The 18,724-nt window shown below is 44.2% G+C and carries 15 protein-coding genes; 8 read left to right on the forward strand and 7 right to left on the reverse strand.

Annotation, left to right across the window (positions count from 1 at the left end):
* Positions 1–13: 13 nt before the first annotated feature.
* Positions 14–508 carry a hypothetical protein gene (locus J6578_RS02100; protein WP_239427850.1) on the forward strand — a complete coding sequence of 165 codons (495 nt, stop codon included), beginning with the start codon at positions 14–16 and terminating at the stop codon, positions 506–508.
* 589 nt (positions 509–1,097) lie between these two features.
* Here the strand turns inward: J6578_RS02100 and J6578_RS02105 are convergent.
* Positions 1,098–3,299 (reverse strand): RelA/SpoT family protein, encoded by a 2,202-nt coding sequence (locus J6578_RS02105; RefSeq protein WP_287953784.1) that lies wholly within the window; start codon positions 3,297–3,299, stop codon positions 1,098–1,100.
* A 204-nt stretch (positions 3,300–3,503) separates the two neighbouring features.
* On the opposite strand from J6578_RS02105, the gene J6578_RS02110 reads away from it, so the two are divergent.
* Positions 3,504–4,070, forward strand: coding sequence for an adenine phosphoribosyltransferase (locus J6578_RS02110; RefSeq protein WP_037406508.1), 567 nt, complete (start codon positions 3,504–3,506; stop codon positions 4,068–4,070).
* 76 nt (positions 4,071–4,146) lie between these two features.
* Here the strand turns inward: J6578_RS02110 and kdsA are convergent, their stop codons facing one another.
* Positions 4,147–4,986: a 3-deoxy-8-phosphooctulonate synthase gene (gene kdsA / locus J6578_RS02115; RefSeq protein ID WP_239363545.1), complete on the reverse strand. Its 840-nt coding sequence runs from the start codon at positions 4,984–4,986 to the stop codon at positions 4,147–4,149.
* 355 nt (positions 4,987–5,341) lie between these two features.
* Here kdsA and J6578_RS02120 point away from each other — a divergent pair, with 355 nt between their 5' ends.
* Together J6578_RS02120 and J6578_RS02125 are read left to right on the forward strand one after the other, a co-directional pair.
* The gene (locus tag J6578_RS02120; protein ID WP_093091304.1) at positions 5,342–7,180 is read left to right on the forward strand and encodes an autotransporter assembly complex protein TamA; all 1,839 of its coding nucleotides are present in this window, start codon (positions 5,342–5,344) and stop codon (positions 7,178–7,180) included.
* Positions 7,180–11,076, forward strand: coding sequence for a translocation/assembly module TamB domain-containing protein (locus J6578_RS02125; protein WP_287950235.1), 3,897 nt, complete (start codon positions 7,180–7,182; stop codon positions 11,074–11,076). Before J6578_RS02120 ends, J6578_RS02125 begins: the two co-directional genes overlap by 1 nt.
* Before the next feature lie 833 nt (positions 11,077–11,909).
* Here the strand turns inward: J6578_RS02125 and J6578_RS02130 are convergent.
* A complete protein-coding gene (locus tag J6578_RS02130; RefSeq protein WP_287953785.1) occupies positions 11,910–12,329 on the reverse strand; it encodes a DoxX family protein in 420 nt (139 codons plus the stop codon).
* 112 nt (positions 12,330–12,441) lie between these two features.
* On the opposite strand from J6578_RS02130, the gene J6578_RS02135 reads away from it, so the two are divergent.
* The 3 genes from J6578_RS02135 (at position 12,442) to J6578_RS02145 (ending at position 14,996) form a co-directional block, all read left to right on the forward strand.
* Entirely contained in the window at positions 12,442–13,299 is an 858-nt protein-coding gene (locus J6578_RS02135) for a LysR family transcriptional regulator (RefSeq protein ID WP_287953786.1), read from the forward strand.
* A gap of 32 nt (positions 13,300–13,331) precedes the next feature.
* Positions 13,332–14,600: a glycerate kinase type-2 family protein gene (locus tag J6578_RS02140; protein ID WP_239362506.1), complete on the forward strand. Its 1,269-nt coding sequence runs from the start codon at positions 13,332–13,334 to the stop codon at positions 14,598–14,600.
* 138 nt (positions 14,601–14,738) lie between these two features.
* Entirely contained in the window at positions 14,739–14,996 is a 258-nt protein-coding gene (locus tag J6578_RS02145; RefSeq protein WP_287953787.1) for a hypothetical protein, read from the forward strand.
* A 244-nt stretch (positions 14,997–15,240) separates the two neighbouring features.
* Here the strand turns inward: J6578_RS02145 and J6578_RS02150 are convergent, their stop codons facing one another.
* Positions 15,241–16,077: an HNH endonuclease gene (locus J6578_RS02150; protein WP_287953788.1), complete on the reverse strand. Its 837-nt coding sequence runs from the start codon at positions 16,075–16,077 to the stop codon at positions 15,241–15,243.
* 406 nt (positions 16,078–16,483) lie between these two features.
* On the opposite strand from J6578_RS02150, the gene J6578_RS02155 reads away from it, so the two are divergent.
* The gene (locus tag J6578_RS02155) at positions 16,484–16,684 is read left to right on the forward strand and encodes a hypothetical protein (protein ID WP_287953789.1); all 201 of its coding nucleotides are present in this window, start codon (positions 16,484–16,486) and stop codon (positions 16,682–16,684) included.
* Positions 16,685–16,794: 110 nt separating this feature from the next.
* Here the strand turns inward: J6578_RS02155 and J6578_RS02160 are convergent, their stop codons facing one another.
* Genes J6578_RS02160 through hda form a run of 3 tightly spaced genes read right to left on the reverse strand, consistent with a single transcriptional unit; the run spans position 16,795 to position 18,612 of the window.
* Complete coding sequence (locus tag J6578_RS02160; protein ID WP_239362511.1) at positions 16,795–17,271, reverse strand: GNAT family N-acetyltransferase; 477 nt, start codon at positions 17,269–17,271, stop codon at positions 16,795–16,797.
* Positions 17,272–17,281: 10 nt separating this feature from the next.
* A complete protein-coding gene (locus J6578_RS02165; RefSeq protein ID WP_093090915.1) occupies positions 17,282–17,947 on the reverse strand; it encodes a histidinol-phosphatase in 666 nt (221 codons plus the stop codon).
* Positions 17,944–18,612, reverse strand: a complete 669-nt coding sequence (gene hda / locus J6578_RS02170; protein WP_287953790.1) for a DnaA regulatory inactivator Hda — start codon at positions 18,610–18,612, stop codon at positions 17,944–17,946. Before hda ends, J6578_RS02165 begins: the two co-directional genes overlap by 4 nt.
* Positions 18,613–18,724 lie beyond the last annotated feature (112 nt).

Here is an 18,724-nt window from a genome sequence, read left to right on the forward strand (position 1 = left end):
CAGAGAATAATAAATGTTTGAAAAAATTGCAAATTACTTACGCACTAGAAAACTAATTAAAGAATTAGTGATTTTACTGGTAAGTTATGCTGTATTTATACTTGGTACCGTTGGCTGGTATTACTTTGATAACTGTGAACAGGCTGGTTCGTGTGCTTTTTTGGGCATATGCGGGCTAATTAACTTTTTTGTATATTTAACTATCGTCAACTATAAAACCATTAAATCCATTTTTTCACGCTCAAACGATAATAATTCACCTTCTTTCAAAGCATTACTTATTCAATTAACATTATTTTTACTTGTATTCTTCTCATTTTTTTATGGATGTGGATATTTATTAGTTTCATTCGATATTGGTTTCAATCCAGAATCAATGCTTACAGCTATTTATATATGGATACTCTTCTTTTTGCTTTGTTGCTGTATAAGCTTATTTATTCTTTTTGTTGCCAAAACCATAAAATGCCTTTTCCTGCGCTCCACTAACAATAATACCGCTTATTGAACAACGCATAGGGATAGCTACTTATTTATAATGAGTGAAAATCAGATGATAGCTAAGTAACAAAAAATAAATTTGTTATTAGTAAAACTGATAATTTTGCATCAGCAATATAGTATCTGTCAGAATTACGCTATTTTCTTTTTCATGTTATATACATATATTATAAATCACTTCGCTTTTTAATTAACTAGTCTGCGTTATAGTCATGCAAAGACCGGGGTGATTTTATCAGCGTATAATATACTTAGTGGTTATAGTAAATATCAGCAAGTGCTATTAACCGGTTTTACAATTTGCACAGTATAGTTGTAGCCAGTGTCTATGTACTAGCTCAAATTTAATCCGTGCTTTTCAGCGCCACTTTTATCCAAAAAAATTATGCTGGCACTCTGGATTGTAAAACCATAGCTAGTCTGTAGGCTCTGGCGGACAAATATTTTCCAGCCACATAAACACTGAGTAAACAGGTAAACGTGTTTCAGTGCACACTCAGGTATGCTGCCACGAACGTATTGTTTTGCGTGCGTGGCTTTTTTATGGTTTTTCTCTCAGACAAATTGATACTTTACCTGACATAAAAAAACATATCCTATAATCGCGTCACAGCCAATACACCTTTTACATCACTTAGCTGACTAAGTACGCGCGGTAAGTCATTTACCTGATGTACTTCAACAGTAAAACGCAGTTGCGCTTCAAGGTCTCGCGATAAGGTTTGCACGGCGGTAACGTTAAGACGATTACGCGCCAGTGCTTCAGAAATATCGCGTAACAGACCACTACGATCCTGAGCACGGATTTCGATATCAATAGCAAAAACCTGATTGGCGGATTCATCGGCCCAAGAAGCTGGCAATACTTTGTCCGGTGAAATATGCGCCAGATACTGAAAAGAGGAACAGTTACTGCGGTGGATGGAAATACCCCGTCCACGCGTTACAAATCCGGTAATATTATCTCCAAACGCTGGTTTACAGCATTTGGCCAGTGTAGTGAGTAAGCCTGCTTCACCATCTACCAGCACACCGCCAAAGTTATTTGTAATTTTACTGCGTTTGACTAAATGATTTTCTGTTACCGGTATTTCCGGTTTTTCCAGTAAGTTATCGACCGCTTTCTGAATCATGCGACCGGAAATCTCTCCATGCCCCATGGCCAGATACAAGTCGTCTACATTACTGAAACCAAGCGCTTCAGCCAGTTTATGTATATTCGGCCGTACCTGCATCTTCACCAGTTGTTTTTCCAATGCGGTACGACCGGATTCGCGTATCGATTCTCCGTTCTGCTGACGTATATAAGCGCGAATTTTACTGATGGCTTTATTGCTTTTCACCCAGCCATCATGCAACCAGTTAACTGAAGGTTTACCCTCGCGTGCAGTTATGATTTCTACACGCTGGCCATTTTCCAGTGGCGTGGACAGAGGCACAATCTGCCCATCTACTTTGGCACCACGACAGCGATTACCGATATCGGTGTGTAAAGCATAGGCAAAATCAATCGGCGTGGCTCCAGCTGGTAAGGAAAATACTTTGCCATGCGGGGACAGGACGTAAATGGTATCGTTAAAAAGTTCTGTCTGGAAAGCACGTGATAAATCTTCACTGTCACTGCCGTTTTCGGCAATATTTTCGCGCCAGTCGAGTAACTGGCGTAACCAAGCGATTTTATGCTCGTAGGCTTCATTGCCCTTGCCGCCCTCTTTATAGCGCCAATGAGCTGCCACACCGAATTCAGCATACCGGTGCATATCAAAGGTACGAATCTGAATTTCCACTCCTTTATCTTCCGGCCCCACCACTACTGTATGCAGACTTTGGTAATCATTGGGTTTGGGATGGGCAATATAATCATCAAATTCGCCCGGAATAGGCTGCCACAAACTGTGCACAATCCCCAGTGTGGTATAACAGTCTGCTACAGTATCCACGAGAATGCGTACAGCCCGGATATCGTACAGGCCATCAAAATTCAGTTTCTTTTTTACCATTTTGCGATAAATGGAATAAATATGCTTTGGCCGCCCCGCAACTTCAAAGTGCATATTCAGCCGGCTCAGCTGCTGCCTGATGGTCTCGACAAAATGTTCGATATAATCCAGTCGCTCTGTGCGTTTTTCATCTAACAGGAGTGCTATTCTTTTATATTCATCCGGATTCTGGTAGCGAAAGCTTAAATCTTCAAGTTGCCATTTCAGCTGCCATACTCCCAGACGATTGGCCAGAGGTGCAAACACACTCATGGTTTCTTTGACAACTGCTTTTATCAATGCTTTATCGTTGACCTTGCTCAGATAATTCATGGTCTGCGTACGCCTTGCCAGCTTAATCAATACGACCCTGATATCTGAAACCATTGCCAGCAGCATCTGGCGCATTACCTCAGCCTGCTGCTGACGTTCCTCCTGAGTTGCCAGCGGGCTGATGCTGACAAAGTATGTCAGTTTCTGTACCTGATATAATCCAGCTACCAGCTGCATTACACTTTCACCACACTGTTCTTTTACAATGGCTTCCCAATCAGACACATAATTGGGCAGACAGCACAGCATGGTGGCGGCTACTGCATCCGCCATTAAATCCATATCCGCCACTGTTTTGGCGGCAATCATCAGATTCGTATAGAGGTTTTCGCCACATAATGTAACCGCATCCTGTGGATAGCTACTATCCATTAAAACCTGTGCCTGTCGCAACATGGTCGCTATGGCTGGTGGTAAGCCTGCTATATATTGGTCTAACCAGACATATGGTGAGGCGGGATTGGTGACAAGAACTTGATCAGGCATGCTAACCATGCTATCAACCTGTTGATTTGTGTAAATTATGATGGCAATTGTACCAAAAGCCACCATTTTCTGCCTCATAATGGGCTGTAGAAAAGCAGGAAAGGTGCTATTATGCGCACCTTTCGCATACACTATATGCAAATAACTTCGCTCGTCCTGCGTTTATAACTTTCGCATATAGTCTTTATTTTTAAAGGATTTATAATGCAGACTCACCCAGAAGTCATAGGTATTGACGCGATGGCTGCAAAAATTCGCAAAATTCCCAACTGGCCACAGGAAGGAATTTTATTTCACGACATTACGCCGGTATTACAAAGCCCGCAGTACTTTCGCCTGCTGGTGGATTTAATGGTCTACCGTTATATGGGGCAGAAAATCGATGTTGTAGCCGGGCTAGACGCACGTGGTTTTATTATCGGTGCTGCTCTAGCGTATCAGCTGAATGTTGGTTTTGTGCCTATCCGTAAAAAAGGTAAGCTGCCTTTTACAACCATTGCGGAAAGTTATCAGCTGGAGTACGGGCACGCTACCATTGAAATGCATACTGATGCTGTAAAACACGGCACCCGTGTCCTGCTGGTCGATGACTTGGTAGCTACGGGCGGTACCATGACCGCAGGCGTAAAACTGATTCGCAAGCTAGGTGCAGAAGTCGTGGAAGCCGCTGCTATTATCGAATTTACGGATTTACCCGGTGGCAAAAAAATCCGTGATGAGAATGTACCTCTTTTTACTCTGTATCAGAATTCCGGTTCAGTTGAGCAGTAACCATTTGGCCAGTTCTCCACCAGACAAATAAAAAAAGCAGAGTTTGCAAACTCTGCTTTTTTATTAAAAAGATATTTTAGTTAATATCCAGTACCGGCATGGTTTTTACTAAATCATCCACTGCTTTAACCTGTGCCAGAAATGGTTCGAGCATCGCTAATGGCAACGCACTGGGGCCATCACAGCGAGCTTTATCTGGATCTGGATGTGCCTCAAGAAACAAACCGGCCAGTCGGGTGGACATACCGGCCAGAGCCAAATCCAGTACCTGACTGCGACGTCCGCCTGAAGCGGCAGCATCTGCCTGACGTTGCTGCAACGCATGGGTTACGTCGAAAATAATCGGCAAATCGGCACAAACTTTTTTCATTACCCCAAAGCCCAGCATATCAACCACCAGATTGTCGTAACCGAAGTTACTACCGCGTTCGCACAGAATAAGTTGTTTATTACCAGCTTCATAGAACTTTTCAACAATATTTTTCATCTGATGCGGGCTTAAAAATTGCGGTTTCTTGATATTAACCACTTTACCGGTTTGTGCCAGTGCCACTACCAGATCAGTCTGGCGGGCTAAAAATGCAGGTAGCTGCAATACATCAACCACTTCAGCCACTGGTGCGGCCTGAAAAGGTTCATGGACATCAGTAATCACCGGCACACCAAATTCCTGCTTTACCGCAGCGAAAATCTTCATGCCCTCTTCCAGCCCCACGCCACGATACGAGTGAATTGAAGAACGGTTGGCCTTATCAAATGATGCCTTAAACACCAGCGGGATACCCAGTTTTCGTGTTACATCAACGTAATGCGCGCAGGTACGCAAAGTCAAATCCAGATTTTCCAGTACGTTCAGGCCACCAAACAACACCAGTGGCAAATGATTGGCTACTTCAATATTGCCGACACGAATAATCTTGGTCACAATCAATCCTCAGTAATTTTCGGCTCATGGACATCAGTGCCCAGACCACCATAAAACCACTATTCTACAAAATTGCTAGCTCAGCGTCCAAACCAGCCTGACAGCCTCAATCTTTAACGTATCAAACTTTTTAATACAAATTTGCAGAAATATTTTACTCTACTGTGTAAATAGCCCTGTTTCAGGTATAGGTTTAGCAACTATTTTCGCGCTACAATAATAAAATACTTTTGTAACACCTACCTAAACATACGTTTTATCCTTTTAAAAGCAACATCCTTACAACTATACAGGGTCAATCTTGGTATACTTCACGCAGAAACGCCTGCACTGGCTGCTATTGAGCATGTTACTGTCTTCCCTAACCTCTTTGGTATGGGCAGCCAGTCTGCCAGCAGATGGTGATGATGCAGATGACGATATTCCTCCACCAAAAACCGGATTGCTGCACAGATTGCTGCATGGCGACGAATCTCGTGAAGAGAATAAACCGCAGCCACCAAAAACACCACGAGTTCCCATCACCATTGATGTAGACAACTCAACCCTGCAAAAACTAATTAATAACCATCTACCGCTGATTACACAGCAGCTAATCGAAGATCTGGATGACGAGCAGCTTAGTTTTCTGGCCGAAGAAGCGCCCGGACAGACACAAACCATGCTTGAAACTGAGGGTTATTTCAATGCCATAGTTAATGTAGAAAAACAGCCTAATGGTTATATTATCCATATCACTACTGGCCCGCGCAGTCATATCGAAAATGTGGATGTTTCCCTTACCGGTAACGTTACAGCTGATGACGATTTGACCAATTACTACAAAAATGCCATTGACAACTGGGTACTGCCTGTAGGCGACCCATTTACTCAGAGCAACTGGTCAGCAAGTAAATCATCCGTACTGACTGCCATAGTACGTAAAAAGTACCCGCTGGCAACCATCAGTGCCAGCCGTGCTACCATCGACCCGCAAAGAAATCAGGCCGAATTGTCGCTAACAGTAGACAGCAAACAGCCGATTTATTTTGGTGATATTCAGGTTAGCGGTACTGAACGTTATCCTGCTTCCATTGTTACCGGCATGGCCAGCTTCAGCCCGGGTTCACCCTATGATTTGGACAAATTGCTTGACTATCAGCAGGCACTGGAACAGGATAGCCATTATGGTAACGCTGTGGTCAGCGCAGATTTTGACCATATGGAAAACGATCATGTACCGGTGTTAGTAAAAGTAAGCGAAATGAAGCGCCAGAAACTTACCTTTGGTTTACGCTACGATACCAAAAACGGCCCTGGTTTCCGTGGTGGCTATGATCACTATAATATTTTTCATAAGGGTTATGTAGGTTCTACCCTGCTCGATACCGACCGCTACGAGACCACTTTCGGCATCGGCCTGAGCCAGCCGCGTAACAATCGTGGCCACTACTGGACCAGCAATCTCAACTATACCTATTCTACCGTGCAACATCTTCAAAGCCGCGCCTTGTCCAGCGGTATTTGGAAAGTACGCGACCGTAACGGAATAGACTCTCGTATTGGTATTGAATACGTCACCGAAAGCAGCAAAATTGAAGACGGCGCCGAGCTTGGACACAGCTACGCTACTATGCTTACCGCCTCGTGGAAACGACAGAATATTCAAACCCAGCTACGTCCGGCAAATGGCTATTATCTGGAAGGAAAAATTGGTACCACTATCGGCAAACTGCTGGCTTCGGCATCCATGCAGCGGGTGACAGCCAGTGGGGGCTACTATTTCACGCCGGAAAACAAAAAATACGGTACTTGGGTATTACGCAGTCAAATTGGCTATGTACATACCGGCGATACAGTCAATGTGCCCTCCATCCTGATGTTTCGTGCCGGTGGTGCCAACAGCGTACGCGGCTATGAAATGGACAGCATCGGTATCAACAGTTCACATAACTCGGTTTTACCCAATCGAACATTGGCTGTGGCCAGTGCTGAATACCAGATCCCCGTATATAAAGATTTTGCACTGGCACTGTTTCATGATGCCGGTTCTGTTTCAAAAAATTTCAGTGACATGCAGTGGCGTCACGGCAGCGGTCTTGGTGTACGCTGGTTCAGCCCTGTCGCTCCATTTGCATTTGACATTGCCTATGGCCATCATGATAAAAAATGGCGCTGGTCTATCAGCTTAGGAACCAAATTCTAATGACTGAAACCACACTTAATTCTGGCGAATCATCAGCCACTACTATTGCACCAATACCACCACGCAAGCCACGCTGGAAACACTGGCTGAAAACCAGCCTGTATTCGCTGCTTGGTTTACTCATCATAATCATCGCCATATTATGCTGGCTGGCTGGTACCGAATCCGGTCTGCGTTTCAGTGTCCATAGCATACCTAAATGGTTTGGCGTGCATATCAGTACAGAAAAGCTGACGGGCACCATCTGGCGTGGTTTTTCCGGTACCGACATTCGCGTCAGCCACCGCGATTTTGACTTATCCATCACTAAAATTCAGCTCAACTGGAATCACCGCGAACTATGGCAACGACGCTTCCATGTACAGCTATTGGACATAGGTAAAATTAACTATATCAATCACAGCGCCCCCCAACCCAATCACAAACCTGTTTCTACCCTGCCCAGCAGCATCAGCCTGCCGTTACAGATTAATATTGATAAACTACAGCTTGACGGCCTTACCCTAGGTAAAAATCAATCACCCATAATACTCGCCAGTCAGGCCAGCTATCTCTATGATCATCATAAACACCAGCTTGTCCTCAATGAACTGAATACCCCGTGGCAAAATATTCAGGGTTCAGTAGCCATTGCTACTCAGACACCGTTTGCCCTGAGCGGACAACTTAATGGTAATGGCACCCTAGATAAAACCGCAGTTGAAAGCGCTGCTCTTTTCAAAGGCAGCCTGCAACAACCCGATCTCCTTGCTCGTCTGGATGGTGGCGATATCCACTTTCGCACCCATGCTGTCCTCAAGCCTTATTCTTTGCAACTAAACCACAAAATTGTCAGCCTCAACCTGCAAAGCCGTCACATTAATCCGGCTGCATTCAGTAAGAGCCTGCCCTTTGCCGACCTCAATCTCAATCTTGATCTGGCGCCAGTTAATACCAACAAAAAACAGCTAGCCGGCCACATCAAATTCGGTAACGAACAACCCCGTGCTTATAATGACCCTAAAACTACTGGTTTACCCATTCGCAGCATCGATGGTGACATTAGTATCGACGATAATGGCAAACTGATATTACCAGCCTTGACTACGCGTCTGCTGCAACAGGGACAAATCATTACCCGTGGCAGCGTAGACAGCACAACCAAACAACTCGACATCGACAGCGAACTGTTACGCATCTACGCCAACGATGTTCTAACCACACCACTGCCCGGTTCACTCAATGGGCATATACGCGTTTCCGGCAATTTTAATGGTCTGACCACTCAATGGCAGCTGGCCAGCGAAAAAGGCAATAGCAACGGCTCCATTCAGATTATTACCGATGAACAAAAGCATCAGCAAACCCTGATGCTTGACAAGCTAAATCTAACAGCAAACGGTGGTGGCAGCTTCAATGCCAAAGGCAGTCTGGCACTGTATCAGAACAAAGCATTACAACTTAGCATCAACAGCAACAACTTTAATCCTGCCAAAATCAATACCAGCTTTCCTACTGGCAGCATTAACGGCCACATCAACATCAACGGCCAGCTGGCACAACAACCCATGATTCAGGCAGACATGCTATGGCATAACAGCATACTCTCCGGTGCAGCACTTTCAGGCAAAGCTACCATCAGTTATCGCAACCAACATCTGGAACAGGCCAACATCAACCTCAACGCCGGCCAGAACCGGATTATCACCCGTGGCAGCTTCGGCAAAGCCAACGATAAACTTAATCTCGACATTAACGCACCTAATCTGGGGCTATTCGGATTTGGCATGAAAGGCCTGCTTAACACCAAAGGCTTTATCGCCGGCGAACCGAAAAAAATCACAGCCAATCTAAGTGGTGCTGCGCGCAATCTACAAATCGGCCAGCTACTTAACATCAATCAGCTAGATTTTAAAATCATCGCTTCCCCAGACATCAATCAGCCTTTGCTGGTTAATATGACTGCCGACCATATCAACATTGCCAGTAGCGATGGCAGCAAACCCACCGTCATCAATAATACCAATATCAAAATCAACGGTCGTGGCAACCAGCACCAGTTACAGGGCAACAGCAGCCTGTCTCTTGAGGGTAAACCCTATCAACTGAACATCAACTCTTACGGTGGTCTGGATAAAAACCACCAATGGCGTGGACGGGTTAACGCACTGGATATCAGCGGTGCCCTCAACCTGAAACTGCTGAGTCCCATCCAGCTTGAAGCCGGAACCGAACGTATCAGCATGCAGAATGCACGCTGGGCAGCACTGGGTGGTAGCCTCAACCTGAACAACCTCAACTGGGATAAAGACAAAGGTCTGACTACCCGAGGATCTGCTAGCAATCTGGCTTTGCGTGAACTGCACAACATCATCGAATTGCCCGTTGAACAGAATCTGGTCATTGGAGGCGACTGGAATTTCAGCTATAGCCGTAATATGCAGGGCTATTTGAAACTCTTTCAGCAAGGTGGCGACATCACCCTGCCCCAACACCAGCAAAAACTTGGCTTACAAAACGCACGGCTGGATACCCAGTTCCAGAATGGCCGTATCAATAACCACCTGAACGGCCTTACTCGCTATGGCACTACCGATGCCGTACTGATTATTACCCCAAACAGCAATGGCAAAATCAGCAGCGCACCCATCAGCGGGCACATCAAAATTGACAGCCCCGATCTCAGCTCCACCCGCAACCTGCTGCCCATCGGCATGCAGCTCAAAGGTAGTATGCATGCTGATGCCACCATCAGCGGGCATCTGAATGAACCATTGCTCAATGGCAGCCTCACCGGTAACGATCTTTATTACCGCGATCAGGCCAACGGCACCATCCTTGAGAATGGCACCCTCAGAAGCCATTTTCAGGGACGGCGCTGGCTGATAGATAGTCTCAACTTTGCTCGCCGCGATGGCACCATCAAACTCAACGGCGTTGTTGATATGACCAAACTCACACCTGATATCAACGTTACCGCCCACCTTGACCACTACAATATCTTTGATCAGATAAACCGCCGCCTTACCCTCAGCGGAGATACCCAACTACTCTATACCATTGCTCATGGCATCGTTTTAAGTGGCAAACTCAAAGTAGATAACGGTCTCTTTGGTATGCAAAAATCCGGTATGCCCCAACTTGACGACGACGTTGTCGTACTCGGTCGCGAAAAAACAACCAAACAACAGCGTGCTACCCCAATCCGTCTCAACCTTGATTTAGACTTGAATGACGCTTTCCGTTTCAGCGGCGAAGGTATCGACGTCCTGCTTGGCGGCCAGCTAACTGCCACCGCCAACCCCGGCGGCACCATCCAGATTGTCGGCACCGTAAACGTAGTTCGCGGCCAGTATAAAGCTTACGGACAGTATCTGGTGATTCAGCACGGCAGCACCATCTCCTTTGTGGGGCCGATGGATAATCCCAACCTGAAAATCCGCGCCAAACGCCGCTATTCACAAGTAGGTGCCGGCGTTGAAGCACTGGGACGTCTCGACAGCCCGCGCATCAATCTCATAGCCAACGAAGCCATGAGCGAAAAAGACAAACTGTCATGGCTGATACTGAATCGCCCCAGCAGTGGCAGTGCCGGCGACGAAGCAGCCATTGCGGCCGCAGCCAGCGCCTGGCTGGCCGGAGGCCTGAACGACAAACTTGGACTGCTTGACGAAATCGGTTTTACCAGCCAGCAAACCCGCAACAACCAAACCGGTGAAATGAACCCGGCAGAACAGGCCATTACCATCGGCAAACATCTGACCAACAACCTGTATATCAGCTATCTGTACGGAATTGAAAGTGCCACGCAGACAGTCAGCATTACCTACCAATTGAGCCGTGCCCTGCAAAGCATCGTACATATAGGAACAGAATCAGCAGGTGGTGAGATCCGTTATACCCGCCGCTTTGATTAATTCACTTCACACATCAGAGTTTTCAGAGTGTAAAACCAGAATATTTTCTAACATGGTCACAAGCACTCTGAAAACTTTATATCTAGTTTAATCTGCTTGGGGCTGATTCATTGAATAAAGATAAATAAATAATCAGTATCCATATTGGTCGCCTAACTCCCTATAACATCTGAATAAATTAAAAACTTTAGAATCTTTTTTGCATATATTGCATATCTGATTTTATTATTTTACCCAGCATCAGACATATTTTAATTGTTATAACAATCAATACAGATATCAACAATGTTACAGATTTACAGCCACATTTATTGATAAAAATAATAAAACTTATAATCATCAACACAATCGATACCAAAAACAGCACCAATAATTGACAACAAACCAACATCATCCATATTAATTTTCACCAAAATAGCGGATAACAAAGAGCACTAAATACACAAAAATAATCTAATCGCATATGCATTCGTTTTTTATCCCTATCAACTTTTTAATCTAAGATTAAAACCAAAATTAATTTATTATCTAAAAAACATCAATATAACCTAAAGAATTACATCCAACCAAAGCATTCTCATGTACAATAGATAATAGAATCAGCATAAATTTAAAATTATTTTAATTTTATCAATATCAAATCACAATACTGGTAAACACAGCGTAATTACCCATCATTAATACCAGACAGTTTTCCAAGCTGGCACAACTTCATCAGCATTGCGCATATCTGGCTGATATTGCCGTCCCAAAGCCCAGTTCCAGCAGGAATGTCAGCGACATACCTGCTCCTATATACAGCAGAAAATCAATTACTGACACTAATCAAAAAATTATTTTCGCCAGTTATCCACCGCCAAACGACCACCACCTGCCACAGACAGATACAGGAAAATAAAGCAGTACAATACCGCCATCTCACCCTTATTCAATTGTGGCATAAGCAAAGTATGCATACCGGCAGACGGCATATGAATAAACAGGTATGCTACCGCCATCTGTCCGCATAAAATAAAAGCTGTAGGCCGCACAAACAGACCAAGTAGCAATAAAACACCACCCATTAACTCCAACACACCTGCCGCGCCCATCATCGAGAATAACGGCACTGCGCCATGTCCGTCAGTCATCGATAGCGGCCATTGCCAGAATTTCGCCGTGGCATGCTGGATATACAAAAATGCCGTAACCAGCCGTAATAAACCTAAAGCATAGCCAGCACCCTCAGTATGAATTTTTTGCGTATGAATCATGATAATTCCTTCTCTTTGTCCATAAAAAAGAAAACGAACGCAAGTGTATTGAATTTACCACTGAGAAACGATATCATTTTTATAGAATAATTATTTCCTGTAAAGAAACTGAATGGACACCTTACAAAGTATGTGGGTTTTCCGTAATATAGTAGAATTAGGCAGCTTTACCAGAGCAGCTGAATTAATGGATATTTCCACAGCAATGGCCAGCAAGCACCTGCATCATCTGGAAAAAAGCATACAGGCGAAACTGCTCAACCGCTCCAGCCGCCGCATCAGCCTTACCGAAGCTGGACAAGAATACTATCATCGTTGTGTAGAAGCGCTTGATACACTTTCCGAAGCCAAACACATGGCACAGGCTGGTACAGTTAAGCCACAGGGTTTGCTTAAAATTACCGCTCCCAACTGGTGTGCCTCACGCCATTTCGGCGAACTGATTGCTGAATACCGGCAACAATATCCAAATGTGACCCTGTCCGTCTATCTCGACAGCCAGCGTACGGATTTAGTGGCCGAAGGAATCGATCTGGCTTTGCGTGTTACCAATAATCCTGAACCAAACCTGATTGTCAAACCCATTACCAAAATTAATTTTTTATGGGTAGCCAGCCCGCAATATCTGCACCAGCACGGTATACCGCATACCTTGGCCGATTTGAAACAGCACTATGGCCTGTTACCACAGTATGTCCATCTTGACTTACCTCTTATCCCTGCTTGTACCAGCAACAGCGCCCTGCTATTACACCAGATGGCACTCAACCATATGGGACTGGCCTACCTGCCTGAGTGGATGATAAAAGAAGATATCGAACAACAGCGCTTACAGACTATCAGTCATATTGCCCATCGGGAAAGCCCTACTCTGTATGCCGCCTATATGAACCGTGAATTTCTCAGTGCCAAAGTACGCAGCTTTATCGACTTTCTGGCCATGAAATTTGCAACCGACCGAACCGGCTAAAACTCAGTTAAATAGTCAAAGGAGAAAACCACATGCTTAACCACGCCAACGCCATCAGCTTTTTACAGCAACTGTTTCACTACACCATCCAAGAAGCCAGCCCGATTAATAAAATGAACGCATGGCTGCCAGCACAAAAACCACATGGCCGGGTAATTGTCGTGGGCGCAGGCAAAGCAGCAGCAGCCATGGCTGCCGAATGGGAAAGAATCTGGCCACAGGATTATCCACCCCTATCCGGCGTGGTTGTTACCCGTTACGGCCATAGTGTCCCAACAAAGCAAATCCAAGTACTGGAAGCCAGCCATCCCCTGCCGGATTCTGCCGGACAGGCAGCCGCTCAGGCCTTACTCAATGCTGTAAGCGGGTTAAATGCAGATGATCAGGTATATTATCTGGTATCAGGCGGAGCATCAGCCCTAACCACCCTGCCGGTAGCGGGCATCACACTGGCCGACAAACAAAACATCAACCGTCAGCTGCTCAGCCACGGTGTTCCCATAGAAGCTATGAATACCCTGCGCAAACATCTGTCGCGCATTAAGGGCGGCCGGCTGGCAGAAGCAGCTGCGCCAGCACACATCACCACACTGGCCATATCCGATGTAGTCGGCGACGATATCAGCACCATCGGTTCCGGCGCCGCAGTAGCTGATCCAACCACACTGGCCGACATAGAAAGTATCGTAAACCAGTATCAGCTCAACCTGCCCGCCAGTGTCGCCACCTATCTGCACACAGCCGCAGCAGAAACACCTAAAAAACTCCCCAATAGCAGCGCACATATCATCATTACCCCGCATCAGGCCTTCAGCGCCGCGCAAAATTGGGCACAAAATCAAAACATCGATGTACTTTATCTGGGCGACCGTATTGGTGGTGAAGCACGGGAAGTTGCTCAGGTCATGGCCGGAATTGCCCTGTTTCAGCGTCATCAGCGCCAGACCGGCAAGCCACTGCTAATTCTTAGTGGCGGTGAAACCACCGTTACCTTGAATCAGCAACAGGGACGCGGCGGCCGTAACAGCGAATTTCTGCTGGCACTGGCTATTGCCTTAAATGGTGCTGATAACATCTACGCTCTTGCAGCTGATACCGACGGCATTGATGGCAGTGAAGACAACGCCGGCGCATGGCTTACCCCAGACAGCCTGCTCAAAGCACAACAAAACGGATTATGCGCCGCCACCATGCTCCAGCAACACCGTGCTTACGACTTCTTTGCCACGACAGAACAGCTACTGCTAACCACGCCCACCCGCACCAATATCAACGATTTTCGTGCCATACTGGTGCTATAACAGAATTTAATACAACAGAAAATTAGCCAACTCAGACTTAATTCACAAACAATTAATAGAAATTACAGATTTATATATACAACCGCCAATATAAATAATTTGGTATTTACGAGGATGTTATAACAATTATAAAAAATAATGTTCTTATTCATATTATTTCTTTTAGCAGCATGTGCACAAAAGATTGCTTTTAGTCGTGATCGTTTGCCCAATACTATTATTGGAAAGCCATTATATGGCGAACTTAAAATCACTGCTGGAGCAACTAAAGTCAGATTGATATCTGGCGTTGTGAAACCTCCTATATTAATTGTTGCATGTACGCATAAAAGTGATTTAGTTGATTGTATATTTAATATAGAGCTGGCTTTGAAAAAACTGACATTATCAGAGTAAAAGAAGCAGAGGAGTAAAACATAAAAATTATGTATTGTCGTTTACTAAATTAAACGGCAAGAAATAAGCTGAATAATTAATTATTTATCAACATTCATCCATAAGAAGCTGAACACTTAATGTTAGTCAACAACACATTGGGAAAGTTAAATTAATATATATAAATGTTTTTTCCTGAAATATTTTTTGATAATTTAGTTGATAGATATTACTTGTTTATTCTATAAATAAATTTTTTCCCTAATTAGAAATTTGTGCTTAATAAGCGCTGACGATTGCGGGCAATTTCGATTAATTTCTTAATATCATTTTCATCTTGCACAATATGCATCTTTCGATGGCAATTAGGACATAAGGCTACTATATTATCTAACGAATCTGCGCCGTTTTGCGATAGCCATATTACATGATGACATTCCAAATAAGGTTGATGGTCTTTATTAGCAAAGGGTGCAGGCTGTTCACATAAGTCACAATAACCTTGAGCTTGGCGCCTTACATATTCTACTAACTCCATACTGCGCCGATAGCGCGGTGTTCTCACTGTTATTTTATTAGCCTGTTTAAATTCTAGCGTTTGTTGTTGAATCTTAGCTACTAGCCTTTTATCTGATAAGCGCTTTAATGCAGATAATCTATCATTTTCATGATGGTTTATCATTTCAACCGGTAAGCCACCTTGCTTCAATCGCAGTGGAAAAATATAAACTTGGCGCCATTGGTTTCTCACATCTAATTGTTGAGCAATATAAGGCTCCCCTGCTTTGAGCATTTCACCTATATATGTATATTCATGTTCTTTTAATACTTCAAAATAGTGTACTTGCACACCATTCTTCTCAATATTAGCTAAAGTTTTGTTTTGAGCAAATTCCAAAGACTGGTTACCTGATTGCCCCATACCAGTGTAATGTAAAATATCATTTTCCCATACATCATTATATACAGAGTCGAGATGATTAGTAATGAGCACTAATGTGTTTGTTTTATTTGATTTACGCATCCCACCTTGTGGAGAGCAGAGAAATAATTCGCACATCTGCTTATTATTTAATACAGTGCCTTGAGCTAAAGTAATCATATATCTTTATTGTTTGCATAAAACATCAATTGTTAATACTTTAAAACAGTTTATTTAAAATGCCAACACTATGATTGCTATGTTATATACAACTGAATGTTTAGTTTCAATCTTCTGATATCGCAATAATCAAAGTAATTTATTATTAAAAGAATTGTGTTATAAAGCCTCTCTTACCATGTATTATGAATTAGCATAGCTATTTTCAATAACAATACTGAAATAGGAAATATGCTATAACTAAATATCACCACAACTGGCAAATGGTGCCGCCACTCTTCTGCTCAATGCTCAGGCTGTAGGCATTATTTGCAATCCAAATTTATCGGTAGCAGAGAAAGCCAGGCTGATTAGTCAAGAAGAGCGTACACTGCTGCTATACTGCTGTGAAAAAGAAGATTATATTTTGCAGGAACTAATGCAAATACTGGGCAAGCTATTAATAGAACGTGAAAATCTGGGTAGCATGGCTACGATAAGTATGCTAGAAATGCTGAATTTCTCTGGCAGTTTAAATACACTGACAGGAATATGGCGCTACTGTATAGCCGAAATCAGGCAACAGGCACATGCTATCAACCCACATCATGCAAAAAACATAAAATAATAATGCTTTGAGTCTAAAAAGCAGCCAGCGTATTCGCTGACAGATACACTGGCTTTTTTTGCCACATACAGGCATGATACGCAACTGTATACGCCGTTATATTCCGAATTTTACAGAATAAGCTCCATCTGGATATTCACTCTGCTAAATGTGGGGGAATGGCCAGTGATTTCTTTAAAGCCAGCTTTCTGATACAGATGAATGGCCGGTTTCAGGCTGGTATGGCTTTCTATATACAGCTTTTTTGCTCCCAATTCTCGCGCTTTAGCTATCATATCCTCTATTAATTGTGTACCAATGTGTTTGCCTTGAGCTTCTGGTGCTACAGCCAGTTTGGCCAGTTCAAAATCGTAGGGGTTACCATCCAGTTTTACCAGCGCACATACACCTACGGGCTTTCCATTATCCAGTGCAACCCGTATGTAACCACCCTTTTCAATGATGGCCTGTCTGGGATTATCCAGTAGCTGATAATCGCTGTCTTCCATTTCAAAGTATTTGGCTATCCATGCTGCATTTAAATCCCGAAAAGCTGCATGATAGCGGTCGCTATAATCGACAATCTGCATTTTTTCTGTTGCGCTCATGCTGTATCCTTTACATGAAATTGAGTATCGGCCAGCCGTGGAGATGCGCATATTGCGCCAGTTTCTCATCAGGATTAACGGCTACCGGATCAGTTACCACTTCCAGCAGAGGCAGATCGTTGTGTGAATCACTATAGAAATAAACTTTAGCAAAATCGCTTAGTTGCTGCCCGCGCTGTGCCAGCCATTGATGCAGACGGGTAACTTTGCCCTCTTTAAAACTAGGCGTACCGATATAGCGGCCAGTATAATTACCTGCCGCATCCGTTTCCAACTGTACACCGATAATATTCTGAATACCAAATGTTTTCGCAATCGGAGCGATAATAAATTCATTGGTGGCAGATAACAGTAACATTTCATCGCCGGCTTCACGATGTCCCCGTATCAGCAATTTTGCCATAGTAGAAATATGCGGCACAATAAAATCACGCATGTATTCAGCATGCATCTCATCCAGCTCATCCCGGCTGAAACGTGCCAGAGGAGCGAGCTGAAATTGTAGAAATTCATCTATATCCAGACAGCCATTGAGGTAATCCTGATAGAATTTATGGTTTTTCATATCAACAAAGGCTTTGTCTACCAACCCTTTTTGCAGCAGATATTTCGGCCATTCATTATCCGAATCACAGTTAATCAGAGTATGGTCAAGGTCAAAAATAGCCAGATTCATGCATGCTCCTGTTGTTTGAGTAGCTGGCGCAATAATGTGAGGGTGATGCGCCTTCCCTGCGCCAGTGAATAATCATTTAGGGTATTGAGCATCAGCAGCAGGCTATCCAGATCGCGTCGCCAGTGAGCAAGCAGGTAGCGGATAACTTCGGCATCTACAGGTATCTGCCGTGCATGTGCCATGCCTACCAGTGCATTGAATTTTTCTTCATCGCTTAATGGCTTGATTTCGTACACCAGACAAAAGGCCATGCGCGTACGTAAATCTTCACGAATCATAAGCTGCTGAGGCGGAATAGCTGAGCTCAGAAGTAAATTACCGTGGCGGCTGTTACGAAAATGGTTGAAGAGAGAAAACAGTAGCTGCTGCTCGGTGGCACTGAGCAATTCAATCTGGTCTACGGCCACGCAGTCAAGGTCAAACAACCAGTAGCCAAGCCCCTCTCTGGCGGCATCAACATATTCAGCTTTCAGCCCGCGCGATTGTGCCTGTGCCACCCATGCTTTGAGTAAGTGGCTTTTACCGCTGCCGGCCTCGCCCCAGACAAAGATAAACGGGTCGGCCTGCTGTTGTAGCACATAAATCAGTTCTGCATTGGTATGGCCAAGAAATTTATCAAATCCGGGATAGCTGCGATCATCAAAGTCAAATATCAGTTGGTTCACTACGATAGACCAGTTTGAAAAGGTAGTGTGGTCTTTGATTGTACGCTGTCTACTTTGTTTATTTCAAGCAGTACAATGGAGTAATTGTGCTGAGGAATAAGGATTTTATTTC

Origin of the sequence: Snodgrassella sp. (genome assembly GCF_024103505.1) — a bacterium.
Taxonomy (GTDB): Bacteria; Pseudomonadota; Gammaproteobacteria; order Burkholderiales; family Neisseriaceae; genus Snodgrassella; species Snodgrassella communis.

What these genes read in the sequence shown, in the direction of transcription:
- J6578_RS02160 (WP_239362511.1), bottom strand. Translation starts at nt 17,271, where the DNA reads ATGAGCGCAACAGAAAAAATGCAGATTGTCGATTATAGCGACCGCTAT.
- J6578_RS02110 (WP_037406508.1), top strand. Translation starts at nt 3,504, where the DNA reads ATGCAGACTCACCCAGAAGTCATAGGTATTGACGCGATGGCTGCAAAA.
- J6578_RS02125 (WP_287950235.1), top strand. Translation starts at nt 7,180, where the DNA reads ATGACTGAAACCACACTTAATTCTGGCGAATCATCAGCCACTACTATT.
- J6578_RS02100 (WP_239427850.1), top strand. Translation starts at nt 14, where the DNA reads ATGTTTGAAAAAATTGCAAATTACTTACGCACTAGAAAACTAATTAAA.
- J6578_RS02135 (WP_287953786.1), top strand. Translation starts at nt 12,442, where the DNA reads ATGGACACCTTACAAAGTATGTGGGTTTTCCGTAATATAGTAGAATTA.
- J6578_RS02140 (WP_239362506.1), top strand. Translation starts at nt 13,332, where the DNA reads ATGCTTAACCACGCCAACGCCATCAGCTTTTTACAGCAACTGTTTCAC.
- J6578_RS02130 (WP_287953785.1), bottom strand. Translation starts at nt 12,329, where the DNA reads ATGATTCATACGCAAAAAATTCATACTGAGGGTGCTGGCTATGCTTTA.
- J6578_RS02150 (WP_287953788.1), bottom strand. Translation starts at nt 16,077, where the DNA reads ATGATTACTTTAGCTCAAGGCACTGTATTAAATAATAAGCAGATGTGC.
- J6578_RS02105 (WP_287953784.1), bottom strand. Translation starts at nt 3,299, where the DNA reads ATGCCTGATCAAGTTCTTGTCACCAATCCCGCCTCACCATATGTCTGG.
- J6578_RS02165 (WP_093090915.1), bottom strand. Translation starts at nt 17,947, where the DNA reads ATGAATCTGGCTATTTTTGACCTTGACCATACTCTGATTAACTGTGAT.
- J6578_RS02120 (WP_093091304.1), top strand. Translation starts at nt 5,342, where the DNA reads ATGTTACTGTCTTCCCTAACCTCTTTGGTATGGGCAGCCAGTCTGCCA.
- J6578_RS02145 (WP_287953787.1), top strand. Translation starts at nt 14,739, where the DNA reads ATGTTCTTATTCATATTATTTCTTTTAGCAGCATGTGCACAAAAGATT.